This window comes from Pseudomonas inefficax (assembly GCF_900277125.1).
GTDB classification, from domain to species: domain Bacteria; phylum Pseudomonadota; class Gammaproteobacteria; order Pseudomonadales; family Pseudomonadaceae; genus Aquipseudomonas; species Aquipseudomonas inefficax.
Genome location: NZ_OPYN01000224.1, coordinates 142,977 through 155,128 on the forward strand (window position 1 = coordinate 142,977; position 12,152 = coordinate 155,128).

Here is a 12,152-nt window from a genome sequence, read left to right on the forward strand (position 1 = left end):
CCGCATCGCGCCATCCTACTCTGCACGCCTGCCGGTTTCACCCCTTTCCGGCAACCGTTCGCCCACTCGGGACAGCGCGCCTTCTCTCTGTTAGCTTAGTGGCGAACTGAAGGCCGCGCAGACGGTCAAAGGCCGACTTTTCCCTGTTCTGCAAGGATCCTCATGACACTCGTCAAACTGACTTCCGTGGCTGTGCTGGCCCTGGCCCTGGGGGCCTGCCAAAGCCTGTTCACGCCTAACTACCGGGCGCCGCTCGAGGTCAAGCGCGATGCCTGGGAGCATGTCAAACCCGGCTGCAGCGAAAGCGACTGCCCGCTGGTGAACATCGACATGATCCACTTCCCGGCCTTGCCCAAGCTCGATGGCATTGTCGAGAAACGCCTGCTGCAACTGACCGAAGACAACCAGCGCGGTAACGCACCCGCCACCCTGCAAGCCTACGAGCAGCAGTACCTGGCCAGTGCCGACAAGCGCAACAGCAGCTACCTGCAGGCCAAGGTACGCGAGCAGCATGACGGACTGGTGATCATCGAACTGTCCAGCTACCTGGACAGCGGCGGCGCCCACGGCATGCCCGGGCGCGGTTTCATCAACTATTCGCGCAAGCTGGACAAAGTGCTGACCCTGCAGGACATGCTGGTGCCCGGCCAGGAAGACACCTTCTGGAAAACCGTCGAAGAATCGCACCGCGCCTGGCTGATCAGCGTGGGCATGGACAAGGATGCCGAGTTCATCAAGACCTGGCCGTTCAAACGGTCGCCGCACGTCGCCCTGACGTACGGCGCGGTGGTGGTCAAGTACGAGGTCTATACCATCGCGCCCTATTCCATGGGCCACGTGGAATTAAAGATCCCCTACCCGCGCCTGAATGGCGTGCTCAAGCCCGAACTGTTTCCCGGCCGCGGCTGAAGCTCAGCAGCCCGTGCAGTAGCCCTGCCAGCAGCAATGCCGGCAGGGTCGCCCCCACGTCGGGCGCTTGCGCGGCGATCACATGGTACGCCGCAACACCCACCCCCCAGGCCAGCAGTGCCTGCCAGTGCAAGCCATGCACCTGTGCCGGCAGGCGGCGGCGACGGATCACGTAGTGGTCCATCAAGACCACACCGAACAGCGGTGCAAACACCGAACCGATCAGCAGCAGGAAGTTCTCGTACTGTGCCAGAGGCGCCAGCAGGGCGATCAGCGTGCACAGCACGCCAATGGCCAGCGCCAGGTGTTCGACCTTCAGGCGCACCAGCACCCCGGTGGAAACGGCCGCCGAGTGAATGTCGGCAAATGCCTTTTCCGACTCGTCGAGCAGGATCAGCAGCAGTGGAATGCCCATGCCAGCGCCCGCCAGGGCCAGCAGCAGGGCGTTGGCTTCGCCACTGCCGGCAAAGGCCAAGGTGTAGCCCACGCCCAGGCTCATCAGCCAGGTGTTGCCGATGAAGTAGCCCAGCACCGTACCGCCGAATACATGTTTGCCGTTACGGGCAAAACGCGAGTAGTCGGCGATCAGCGGCAACCAGGACAGCGGCATGGCAATGGCAATATCGAAGCCCACGGCCAGCGACATCGAACCGTCGCCGGCGCGGTCCCACAGTGCCGCCAGGTCGGCCTTGGCGAACAGGTTCCAGGTCAGCCACAGGCAAGCACCCAGCAGCAGCCAGATGCCCCAGGTACGCAGCACCTTGCGCACGAACGCCAGCGGCCCACCGACCGCGAGCAAGGTGGCCAGGGCGCCGAAGCACAGCGTCCAGAGCACAGGGCTGTTCCAGGCACTGGCTTCGCCGAACGCCCGCGCACCCAGCAGACTGGCGGCATCGCGCATGACGATGATCTCGAACGCGCCCCAGCCGACCAGTTGCAGCAGGTTGAGCAGCGCCGGCAAACGCGCGCCGTGGCCGCCCAGGCTCAGTTTAAGCGTGCCCATGGCCGACAGGCCGGTGTCGCTGCCAATGACACCGGCAGCCCCCAGCAGCAGCACACCCACACCGGTGCCAAGGGCGATGGCCAGCACTGCGCCTGCAAGGCCAAGGCCGGGGGCCAGCATGGCGCCGACCTGCAGCACCATCAGGCCGATGCCGAGGGAAAACCATAGCGAGAACAGGTCGCGGGCGCCGAAGATGCGCTGGGCGATGGGGACCGGGTGGTCGGGGGAGAATTGGCTGGGTGATGTCATGGTTGGCGCTCGCCGGCAATATTGTTGGTGTTCCTGGCGAGGACTGCGTCCTCGTATCGCGACACAAGGCCGCTCCCACAAAAACCGCACTGGCCTCAAGCCTTGCGCGGTCCCTGTGGGAGCGGCCTTGCGTCGCGAAAGGGCCGCAAAGCGGCCCCAGCGGTCTTAGACTTTGTGGTACAGCTGGCTGCCTTCCTGGCGGAACCGCTCGGCCTGCTCGCGCATACCTTGCTCAACCGTCACATCCACGGTTTCGATCTTGGCCGCGTACTCACGCACTTCCTGGGTAATCTTCATCGAGCAGAACTTCGGCCCGCACATCGAGCAGAAATGCGCGACCTTGGCCGATTCCTTCGGCAGGGTTTCGTCGTGGTAGGCACGAGCGGTGTCCGGGTCCAGGCCGAGGTTGAACTGGTCTTCCCAACGGAATTCGAAGCGCGCCTTGGACAAGGCGTTGTCACGAATCTGTGCACCCGGGTGGCCCTTGGCAAGGTCGGCGGCATGCGCGGCGATCTTGTAGGTGATGATGCCGGTCTTCACGTCATCCTTGTTCGGCAGGCCCAGGTGCTCCTTGGGCGTGACATAGCAGAGCATGGCGCAACCGAACCAGCCGATCATCGCTGCACCAATGCCCGAGGTGATGTGGTCGTAGCCAGGGGCGATATCGGTGGTCAGCGGGCCGAGGGTGTAGAACGGCGCCTCGTCGCAGCATTCCAGCTGCTTGTCCATGTTCTCCTTGATCAGCTGCATCGGCACGTGGCCTGGGCCTTCGATCATGCACTGCACATCGTGCTTCCAGGCGATCTTGGTCAGCTCGCCGAGGGTTTCCAGTTCACCGAATTGTGCGGCATCGTTGGCGTCGGCAATCGAGCCGGGGCGCAGGCCATCGCCCAGCGAGAAGCTGACGTCGTAGGCCTTCATGATTTCGCAGATTTCGTCGAAGTGGGTGTACAGGAAGTTTTCCTTGTGGTGTGCCAGGCACCACTTGGCCATGATCGAGCCACCACGGCTGACGATACCGGTGACACGCTTGGCGGTCAGTGGCACATAGCGCAGCAGTACGCCGGCGTGGATGGTGAAGTAGTCCACGCCCTGCTCGGCCTGCTCGATCAGGGTGTCGCGGAACAGCTCCCAAGTCAGGTCCTCGGCCACGCCGTTGACCTTTTCCAGGGCCTGGTAGATCGGCACGGTACCAATCGGCACCGGCGAGTTGCGGATGATCCACTCACGGGTTTCATGAATGTGCTTGCCGGTGGACAGGTCCATGACCGTGTCCGAACCCCAGCGGATGCCCCAGGTCAGCTTGGCCACTTCTTCCTCGATCGAGGAACCCAGGGCGCTGTTGCCGATGTTGCCGTTGATCTTCACCAGGAAGTTACGGCCGATGATCATCGGCTCCACTTCCGGGTGGTTGATGTTGGCCGGGATGATCGCGCGGCCACGGGCGATTTCCTGGCGCACGAACTCGGGGGTGATTTCTTTCGGGATGTTGGCCCCGAAGCTGTGGCCGGCGTGCTGCTCGTCAAGCAGGCCGGCGGCGCGTGCCTCTTGCAGCTTCATGTTTTCGCGGATGGCCACGTACTCCATCTCGGCGGTGATGATGCCCTGGCGGGCATAGTGCATCTGCGAGACATTGGCGCCAGCCTTGGCACGGCGCGGGTTGCGCACGTGGGCGAAACGCAGCTTGGCCAGTTCGGCATCGTTCAGGCGCTGCTGGCCGAAGTCTGAGCTCAGGCCGGCCAGCCGCTCGGTGTCACCGCGCGCCTCGATCCACGCTGAACGCACATCGGCCAGGCCCTTGCGCACATCGATGACAACGTTAGGGTCGGTGTACGGGCCGGAAGTATCGTAAACCAGCACCGGGGCATTGGACTCGCCACCGAAGTCGGTCGGGGTGTCGTCCAGGCTGATTTCACGCATGGGGACCCGGATGTCCGGGCGCGAGCCTTCGACATACACCTTGCGCGAACGCGGGAACGGTTGCACGGACTGCTGATCGACTTGTGCCGATTCGCTTAGGTTGATCGCTTTTTCTTGTTTGGTCATCACAGGCTCTCCAGACGGCTTCCTAGCAGTGGAATGTCGGGGTGAACCTGAAAGGCGCGGACGCACCCTTGATGGGTGCAGTGCCGGATATGGGGGTGCCTGAAGCTGCATGCAGCTGCGACATTCCCGGACCTGGCACAAGAGGCTCCCCGGGAAGGCGAGCAATCTTGTTCCCTACGCAGGCGCTAACCTGATCAGGTTCAACGGGATCCGCAACTTTGCGATCTCAGCCTTTGCTTCAAGGCACCCCGACAAGAACATGCGCAGTCTAGACTGGAGTGGTCGGTGAAGCCAAGCGGGTAAATGCGCGGATGATGAAAGGCACCCCGAGCGATTGTTGCCGGGTGCGCATGGCACTACACTGGCCCGTCGCTCGATACTCAACAGTTCAGTAATTAAATTTCGTACAAGGATTGCCTCTATGCTGCGCAAACTTTCACTGGCGATAGCCGTGTCTTGTGCGTCCAACGGAGTGGTCTGGGCAGCGGACGTGCCCCAAACAGTCAAGACCGACCTGGTCAGCGTCTACCAGGAAGCGGTCGACAACAACGCTGACCTGGCTGCGGCCCGTGCCGATTACGGCGCACGCCGCGAAGTGGTGCCACAGGCTCGTGCCGGGTTGCTGCCCAACCTTTCGGCCGGTGCCGAAATGCTGAACACCCGCACCAAGCTGGACGAACCCTCGGCCACCAGCAACCGCAGCGGCAATACCTGGAGCGCTACCCTGGCGCAACCTATCTTCCGCGCCGACCGCTGGTTCCAGTTGCAGGCGGCCGAAGCGGTCAACGAACAGGCGGCGCTGGAGCTGTCGGCGACCGAACAGAACCTGATCCTGCAAACCGCGCAGAATTACTTCGCCGTGCTCCGCGCCCAGGATAACCTGGCGGCGACCAAGGCCGAGGAAGCTGCCTTCAAGCGTCAGCTGGACCAGTCAAACGAACGCTTCGACGTCGGCCTCTCAGACAAGACCGACGTGCTGCAATCCCAGGCCAGCTACGACACGGCGCGAGCCAACCGGATCATTGCCGAGCGCCAGGTACAGGATGCCTTCGAGGCCCTGGTGACCCTGACCAACCGGGAATACACGTCGATTCAGGGCGTGGTCCATACCCTGCCGGTGCAGGTCCCTACGCCCAACGACGCCAAGGCATGGGTCGAAACCGCAGGGCGCCAGAACCTCAACCTGCTGGCCACCAACCATGCGGTGGTGGCGGCCGAGGAAACCCTGCGCCAGCGCAAGGCCGGCCATGCGCCGACCCTGGACGCAGTTGCCAAGTATCAGAAGGGTGACAACGATAATTTCGGTTTCACCAACCCCGCACCGGCCCCCGTCACGCGCTATGGCGGCGACGTCGAGCAGACCAGCATCGGCCTGCAGTTGAACATCCCGATCTACAGCGGCGGCCTGACCAGCTCGCAGGTGCGCGAGGCCTACCAGCGCCTGAGCCAGAGCGAGCAGCAGCGGGAAAGCCTGCGCCGCCAGGTGGTGGAGAACACCCGCAACCTGCACCGCGCGGTGAACACCGATGTGGAACAGGTGCAGGCGCGCAAGCAGTCGATCATCTCCAACCAGAGCGCGCTGGAAGCCACCGAAATCGGCTACCAGGTGGGTACCCGCAATATCGTCGACGTGCTCGACGCTCAGCGCCAGCTGTACACCTCGGTGCGCGACTACAACAACAGCCGCTATGACTACATCCTCGACAACCTGAGCTTGAAGCAGGCGGCCGGTACCTTGAGCCCGCAGGATCTGCAGGACCTCAAGCGGTACCTGAAGCCGGACTACAACCCGGACAAGGACTTCCTGCCGCCGGACCTGGCGGCTGCAGCGGCCAAGAACTTCGAGCGTCGCCCCTGAGAGTACTGGACCAAGGCGAGCGCGGTCGCTGTAGGAGCGGCCTTGTGTCGCGAAAGGGCCGCAGAGCGGCCCTAGAGAATCAGCATTGATGCACAGATTGCTGGGGCCGCTATGCGGCCCTTTCGCGACACAAGGCCGCTCCTACAAGGACCGCACCATTGCTGACTCTGGTTAGAAGTCAGCTGATGAGTTTGCCCAACCCATCGAGCAGCCGCTGCAAAGCCCCTTGATTGGCCCGCATCACCGCTCTGCCCGCCTCGCCCATGCGCTGGGCATCCTGCGGCAACTCGATCAGTCTCCGCACCGCTTCGGCCAGCCCGTCGGCATCGTCCACCTGCTGCAACGCCCCCGCCTCGCGCAGCATCGCGCTGATTTCGAGGAAGTTGAACACATGCGGCCCCATCAGTACCGGCAAGGCCAGCGCCGCGGGCTCCAGCGGGTTGTGCCCACCGGTTGCCACCAGGCTGCCACCGACAAAGGCGATGTCGGCCAAGGCATAGAGGAACAGCAGTTCGCCCATGGTGTCGCCGACCAATACCTGCGTCTTGGCATCCACCGGCGTACCAGCAGACCGGCGCACGGTGGTGAACTGCTCGCTGCATTGTGCATGCACCGTGGCGAACCGCTCGGGGTGGCGTGGCACCAGGATCAGCAGGGCATCGCCATGCACCTGCAGCAACTGCCGATGCGCCTGCAGGATCAATGCGTCTTCACCGTCGTGGGTGCTGGCGGCGATCCATACCGGGCGCTGTGCAGCGTCCCACTGTTCACGCAATGCCCTGGCGCGCGGCAACAGTTGCTCGTCGATCTTCAGGTCGAACTTGATCGAACCGGTGACCTCCACGCACTCCGAACGCGCGCCCAGGTCACGGAAGCGCTGGGCCTCGGTTTCGGTCTGCACGGCAATCAGGCTCATCTCGGCCAGCATGGGCCGGGTCAGCCTGGCAAAGCGCCCATAGCCACGGGCCGAACGCTCAGACAAGCGTGCGTTGGCCAGCGCTACCGGAATGCCGCGCTTTGCACACTGGTGAATATGGTTGGGCCACAGCTCGGTTTCCATGATGATGCCCAGCTTCGGCTGCACCTGGTCGAGAAAGCGCCCCGCAGCCCAAGGCAGGTCGTAGGGCAAGTAGCAATGCTGCACGCGCGGATCGTCGGCGAACATGGCGCGAATACGCTCGGAACCGGTCGGGGTCATGCAGGTAAGCGTGATCGGCAATTCCGGGTAGGCCTTGAGCAAGGCTCGCACCATCGGCGCCGCCGCAATGCTCTCGCCCACCGATACCGCGTGCACCCAGATGCCGCCCCGGCGCATGGCCGGCAGCTTGAAGGCAAAGCGCTCGCCGATGCGTTGGCCATAGGCCGGCGCCTTGCGTGCGCGCAGGTACAGGCGCAGCGCAACCAGCGGCAGGCCCAGGTGAAACAACAAGGTATAGAGAGTTCTGTTCATGGCCGCGGAGTTTACCCGATCGCGCGCAGGTGCACCGCAAAGCGCTCGGCCAGCCACTGCGCTGCCGGCCCCAGTGGCGCGTCGCGGCGCCAGGCCAGTTCAGCCACCAAGGCCGGTGGCCGCCACTCGCTGTCCAGTTCGACCATGTGCGCCTGGTAGGTCGGGTACTGCACCACGTGCCGCGGCAGCCAGGCCCAGCCCAGGCCGCGCATCAGCAGTTCGGCCATTGCATAGAAGCTGTCGGCGCGCCACACCTGCGGGCTGATCGCCTCGCCGCCGGGGTAGCCGCTTTGCTGCGGGGTGATCAGTAATTGTCGGTGGCGCGCCAGTTGCTGGCGGGTGACCCGGTCTTCGCCGGCGAGCGGGTGGCCGACCGCGCATACGGTGACCATTTCCACGCTACCCAGGGCGCGCCGCTCCAGCGAGGCCGGGATGCTCTCATGGTGGAAGAACAGGCCAAGATCGGCGCGCCGCTCTACCAGCTTGCGCGCCACATCGCCCTGGGCGCCGCTGGCCAGTTGCACCTCCAGGAACGGATAGCGGCTGGCCAGTTCGTCGAGGCTGTCAATGACCGGCTGATAGGGCATGGCTTCATCCTGGGCGACCCGCAACAAGGCCTCCTGCCCGCGCATCAGCGCCAACGCACGGCCATCCAGACGCTCGCACTGGCGCAACAGCTCGCGGGCATCTTCCAGCAAGGCGCTGCCGTTTTCGGTCAGCTTGGGTTGCCGGCCACTGCTGCGCTCGAACAGGGTGACGCCCAGATCGGTTTCGAGCAGGGCGATCGCGCTGCTGATCGCCGACTGGGCCTTGCGCTGCTCACGGGCCACGGCAGAGAACGAGCGCAGTTCTGCAACGCGCAGGAAGGTACGCAACTGTTCAAGGTTCCACTGCTCGGCCATCAGCCTATCTCCAATAGTGATAGGTAATGACTTTACCCCATCCAGGTAACGTCTAGAATGCCCGTCCAGTCACCGGAGGATCCCGCCATGAATGCCTACACTTACCTCGCCATCGCCATCTGCGCCGAAGTCATCGCCACCGCCTCGATGAAAGCGGTAAAAGGCCTGAGCACGCCGTTGCCGTTGCTGCTGATGGTGGTTGGCTATGGCATTGCGTTCTGGATGCTGACCCTGGTGGTGCGTAGCATTCCGGTGGGGATCGCCTATGCCATCTGGTCGGGGCTGGGGATTGTACTGATCAGTGTGGCGGCGCTGGTGATCTACGGGCAGAAGCTGGATATGCCGGCGATGCTGGGGATGGCCATGATTGTGGGTGGGGTGGTGGTGATTCAGCTGTTTTCGAAGACGGCTGGGCATTGATGTTTGCCTGATGGATTTTGGGGCCGCTTCGCGGCCCTATCGCGACACAAGGCCGCTCCTACAGGGACCGATGCATACGCGGGGCCTGTAGGAGCGGCCTTGTGTCGCGATGGGCTGCGCAGCAGCCCCAGGATCGCAAAGCCCACGCCGGCCCGACCCTGTATACTTGCCAGCTGTCCCAGTCTTCGAGGTACCGCCATGCCATCCGCCATTTCCACTGACGTGCTGATCGTCGGCGCCGGGGTCGCAGGCCTCTGGCTCAATGCCCGCCTGCGCCGCCTGGGCTATTCGACAGTACTTGTGGAACGCGCCAGCCTTGGCGGCGAGCAGACCATCAAGTCCCAGGGCATCATCCATGGCGGCACCAAGTACGCCCTCCATGGCGCCCTCACCGGCGCCTCGGAAGCCATCGCCGACATGCCACGCCGGTGGCGCGAAGCGCTGAACGGTAGCGGCGAACTGGACCTGACCAGCACCCGCCTGCTGTCCGACGCCCACTACCTGTGGTCACCAGGCACCCTGGCCGGCAACCTCACCAGCTTCTTCGCCAGCAAGGCCGTGCGCGGCCGGGTCGACCAGGTCAAGGGCGAACAACTGCCACCCGCACTGCAGGACCGTGCCTTCAAGGGCAAGGTCTATCGCCTGGCCGAGCTGGTCATCGACGTGCCCAGCCTGCTGGCCAACCTGGCCGAACTGGCAGGCCACAGCCTGCTGGCCGGTGAGTGCATCGAGCCGCTACGCGAGGGCGACGACCTGGTCGGCTTGCGCGTCGACGAACGCGACATCCGCGCCCAGCGCATCGTGCTCAGCGCCGGCGCCGGCACTGAAGACCTGCTGCATGCCCTGGGCCTGAACCAACCGGCCATGCAGACACGTCCGTTGCATATGGTGATGGCCAAGGGGGCCAACCTGAAGCCGCTTTACGCCCACTGCCTGGGTGGTGGGCCGAAACCACGGGTGACAGTTACCACCCACCCGGCCGCCGACGGCCAGTGGGTCTGGTACCTGGGTGGTGACCTGGCCGAAGCCGATGGCGTCGCCCGCGAGCCGGCTGCGCAAATTGCCGCGGCGCAGAAAGAAATCGCCAGCCTGCTGCCATGGGTCGACCAGAGCCTGGTGCGCTGGGCCACCCTGCGGGTCGACCGGGCGGAGCCGGCGCAATCGGGCCTGGTACGCCCGGACAACGCCTTCCTCGCCGACCAGCACCGCCTGCTGGTCGGCTGGCCGACCAAGCTGGCTCTTGCGCCGGACTTCAGCGACCGGGTCATCAGCCACCTGGAGCGCGACGGCATTCGCCCACAAGCGCAGGCCGACCTGGCCGACCTGCCACGCCCACCGCTGGCCGTAGCGGCCTGGGAGCAACTGCTGCCATGAGCCTGCCCACCCTGCACGACTTCCATCGCCCCTTGGGCAGCACCGGTTTCAAGGTTTCGCCACTAGGCCTGGGCACGGTCAAGCTGGGCCGCGACCAGGGCGTGAAGTACCCGACCGGTTTCACCATTCCCGGCGACGACGAAGCCCGCCTGCTGCTGGCCCAGGCCCGCGAGCTGGGCATCAACCTGATCGACACCGCCCCAGCCTACGGCCGCAGCGAAGAGCGCCTGGGCCCGCTGCTGCGCGGCCAGCGCGACGAATGGGTGATCGTCAGCAAGGTTGGCGAAGAATTCGACAACGGCCAATCGCACTTCGATTTCAGCGCCACTCATACCCGCCGCTCGGTGGAACGCAGCCTGCGACGCCTGGAAACCGACCGCATCGAGCTGGTGCTGGTACATTCCGACGGCAACGACCTGGCGATCCTGGAACAGCAGGAGGTCTACCAGACCCTTGCCGAGCTCAAGCAGGAGGGCAAGATCCTCGGCTTCGGCCTGTCCGGCAAGACCGTCGCTGGCGGCTTGAAGGCGCTGGAGCAAGGCGACTGCGCCATGGTCACCTACAACCTCAACGAACAAGCAGAACGCCCGGTACTGGACTACGCTGCCGAGCACGGCAAGGCCATCCTGGTAAAGAAAGCCCTGGCCAGTGGGCATATCTGCCTGGCCCCCGGCGTTGACCCGGTGCAAGCCAGCTTCGAGCTGTTATTCGCCCACCCGGGCGTCAGCAGTGCTATCGTCGGCACCATCAATCCGTTGCACCTGGCCCACAACGTGGCCACCGTCGCCCGTATCCTGGGCCAGCATTGAGTTGCCCCAGGCCCACGGGCCTGGACTGACCCGACGCAAGGAGGAGCCTCGTGGCGCGAACGCTGATCCGCAAGAACCCGAGCAACTTCAAGACACTGCCGCTGCATGTCGAGGCCACGCCCGAAGGGCTGATCTACCAGAGCATCGGCATGCCGCTGAACTTTGCCCAGACCCAACAGCGGCGCAAGGCCATCCAGTTGCCCGACGTGCAGCGCTTCGTGGTCGAACTGGCCAACCTGGGTGTGTCGGTACGGCTGACCCTGCATTGGCAGAACCGCGATTACTGGGTGCTGGTGCGTCAGCGCCGGCAAGATCGCGGCGATGTGGTGCTGAAACTGATTTCCGGCTATGTGCCAGCACAGGAACTGAACCTGCCATTGCACACGGCTGTGCAGGAAGTGGCCGAGGAATGCCTGCTGGAAACACCGGAAGGCTGGCTGGGCGGGCGCTTCAACGACACCTGGCTGCCGGTACCCTACGCTGCCGCCCTGCACTACCGCGAAACGCCGCACTTCGTGCTGACCCCGGAGTCCGGTGCCGCGCGCCCGGTGCACTGCGGCAAGCTGATGCTGCTGGAACGGCCACGGGCGTATGTGCACTTGCCCACCGCCTCGCTGCAACTGATCTACGACATGCGCCTGCAGGTACCCCGGGACGCCAAGAAGCTCAGCCTGTTCCATGTTGATGAACGGCTGGAGGGCGACCAACTGGTGGCACGGCTAAACCGCAAACGGCCAGATCTGTACCTGATGCCATTGAAAGACGGCCAGCCACTGGCTGAGCTGTATACCGTGAAGAAGGATGAACTGGTGCCGGCGAGCACGCGCGGGCTGTACCTGGCCGAGAGTTTTGCCCGACAGGAGGGCTGGGTGGTCACGGACGAGCGGGTGCGCTGGAAGGATTGGGTGAAACAGCAGGGGTTGGTGGAGAACAAGCCGGTGCGGGCGTCGCACCTGCAGCGGTTTGGCGACAAGGCGCGGGAACTGCTGGTGCGGGCGCGGACCTCATTGCACAAGTAAGACTCTGGGGCTGCTGCGCAGCCCGTCGCGACACAAGGCCGCTCCTACAGGGGACCGCGCAAGCCTTGAAGTTGAACGGCCTGGTGTAGGAGCGGCCTTGTGTCGCGATGGGC

General features: G+C 64.3%; 10 protein-coding genes and 1 riboswitch. Of the genes, 6 read left to right on the top strand and 4 right to left on the bottom strand.

The genetic code is table 11. From position 1 onward, the window contains the following. Positions 1-162 precede the first annotated feature (162 nt). Positions 163-909 (top strand): RsiV family protein, encoded by a 747-nt coding sequence (locus JV551A3_RS28445; protein WP_133975782.1) that lies wholly within the window; start codon positions 163-165, stop codon positions 907-909. On the opposite strand, the gene cytX is transcribed toward JV551A3_RS28445, so the two are convergent. Further along, positions 878-2,161: a putative hydroxymethylpyrimidine transporter CytX gene (gene cytX / locus JV551A3_RS28450; protein ID WP_133975785.1), complete on the bottom strand. Its 1,284-nt coding sequence runs from the start codon at positions 2,159-2,161 to the stop codon at positions 878-880. The genes JV551A3_RS28445 and cytX overlap by 32 nt on opposite strands. Before the next feature lie 165 nt (positions 2,162-2,326). Continuing rightward, positions 2,327-4,207 carry a phosphomethylpyrimidine synthase ThiC gene (thiC, locus tag JV551A3_RS28455; protein ID WP_025340847.1) on the bottom strand — a complete coding sequence of 627 codons (1,881 nt, stop codon included), beginning with the start codon at positions 4,205-4,207 and terminating at the stop codon, positions 2,327-2,329. 154 nt (positions 4,208-4,361) lie between these two features. After that, positions 4,362-4,468: riboswitch (TPP riboswitch) on the bottom strand. A gap of 160 nt (positions 4,469-4,628) precedes the next feature. Here thiC and JV551A3_RS28460 point away from each other — a divergent pair. Then, a complete protein-coding gene (locus JV551A3_RS28460; RefSeq protein WP_133975787.1) occupies positions 4,629-6,065 on the top strand; it encodes a TolC family outer membrane protein in 1,437 nt (478 codons plus the stop codon). Between the two features lie 178 nt (positions 6,066-6,243). Here the strand turns inward: JV551A3_RS28460 and waaA are convergent, their stop codons facing one another. Continuing rightward, positions 6,244-7,515 carry a lipid IV(A) 3-deoxy-D-manno-octulosonic acid transferase gene (waaA, locus tag JV551A3_RS28465; protein ID WP_133975789.1) on the bottom strand — a complete coding sequence of 424 codons (1,272 nt, stop codon included), beginning with the start codon at positions 7,513-7,515 and terminating at the stop codon, positions 6,244-6,246. Between the two features lie 11 nt (positions 7,516-7,526). Continuing rightward, positions 7,527-8,417 carry a LysR family transcriptional regulator gene (locus JV551A3_RS28470; protein WP_133975791.1) on the bottom strand — a complete coding sequence of 297 codons (891 nt, stop codon included), beginning with the start codon at positions 8,415-8,417 and terminating at the stop codon, positions 7,527-7,529. An 87-nt stretch (positions 8,418-8,504) separates the two neighbouring features. On the opposite strand from JV551A3_RS28470, the gene JV551A3_RS28475 reads away from it, so the two are divergent. The 4 genes from JV551A3_RS28475 (at position 8,505) to JV551A3_RS28490 (ending at position 12,039) form a co-directional block, all read left to right on the top strand. Further along, the gene (locus JV551A3_RS28475) at positions 8,505-8,837 is read left to right on the top strand and encodes a DMT family transporter (protein ID WP_004577390.1); all 333 of its coding nucleotides are present in this window, start codon (positions 8,505-8,507) and stop codon (positions 8,835-8,837) included. Positions 8,838-9,035: 198 nt separating this feature from the next. Then, entirely contained in the window at positions 9,036-10,211 is a 1,176-nt protein-coding gene (locus JV551A3_RS28480; RefSeq protein ID WP_133975793.1) for an NAD(P)/FAD-dependent oxidoreductase, read from the top strand. After that, positions 10,208-11,020, top strand: coding sequence for an aldo/keto reductase (locus JV551A3_RS28485; protein ID WP_133975795.1), 813 nt, complete (start codon positions 10,208-10,210; stop codon positions 11,018-11,020). Before JV551A3_RS28480 ends, JV551A3_RS28485 begins: the two co-directional genes overlap by 4 nt. Before the next feature lie 50 nt (positions 11,021-11,070). Beyond that, positions 11,071-12,039, top strand: coding sequence for a metal ABC transporter ATPase (locus tag JV551A3_RS28490; RefSeq protein ID WP_133975797.1), 969 nt, complete (start codon positions 11,071-11,073; stop codon positions 12,037-12,039). Positions 12,040-12,152 lie beyond the last annotated feature (113 nt).